Consider the following 749-nt stretch of genomic DNA (forward strand, 5'->3'; position numbering starts at 1 on the left):
ATCACAGGAAGTGGCACGCAGACAGCAGGCACGAGTCAAACGATTACGATCACAGCGAAAGATGCGAATGGTAACACAGTAAGCTCTTATAGTGGAAGTAAAGATTTAACATTCTCAGGAGCTACTAGTTCAGCATCACCAGCTACAGCACCAAAAGTAGGAAGCACAGACTTTGGCACAGCCACCAGTGTGAGCTTCACGAATGGAGTAGCGACAGCGAGCTTGAGCTTATACAAAGTAGAGTCCGCTTCGATTAGTGTGACCGATGGTAGCTTAACAGCTAGTGGAGGAGGAGAATTGTCAGTAAGTGTATCTGTAGGAAGCTTTGCTAAGTTTAGCTTAGCCTTGGCTGGTCCACAGACTAGCGGTACAGCATTTAGTGGCACGAATAGCTTGACAGCACAAGATGCTTATGGCAACGTAGTGACAGGCTTTGATGCAAGTACGAATAATGTGACAGTGAGCAGTAGCTTAACAGGAAGTATCACAGGCTTAAGTGGTACGAATAAACTGAATAGTGCTTCAGACTTTGTGAGTGGCGTAGCGAACTTGACAAGCTTAGGCTTGAAATACACAGGAGCATCTGGATCAGGAACGTTCACGTTTACCCCAGCTACTGGAGCGCCAGTAACATCATCATCATTGACGATTAATTCAGGTACTGCTACGAAATTGATTATCACCGGAACAGGTACACAGACAGCGGGTACTAGTCAAACGATAACAATCACAGCGAAAGATGCGAGTGG

1 protein-coding gene is annotated in these 749 nt (G+C 45.9%); it reads left to right on the plus strand.

Annotation, left to right across the window (positions count from 1 at the left end; all coding sequences use genetic code 11):
- A partial coding sequence (locus tag EWU22_RS13355) for a hypothetical protein (RefSeq protein WP_231962911.1) occupies positions 1–749 on the plus strand: 749 nt, incomplete at both ends.

The sequence above is a fragment of the Aquirufa nivalisilvae genome (assembly GCF_004307455.1).
In the GTDB taxonomy this organism is placed as follows: Bacteria; Bacteroidota; Bacteroidia; order Cytophagales; family Spirosomataceae; genus Aquirufa; species Aquirufa nivalisilvae.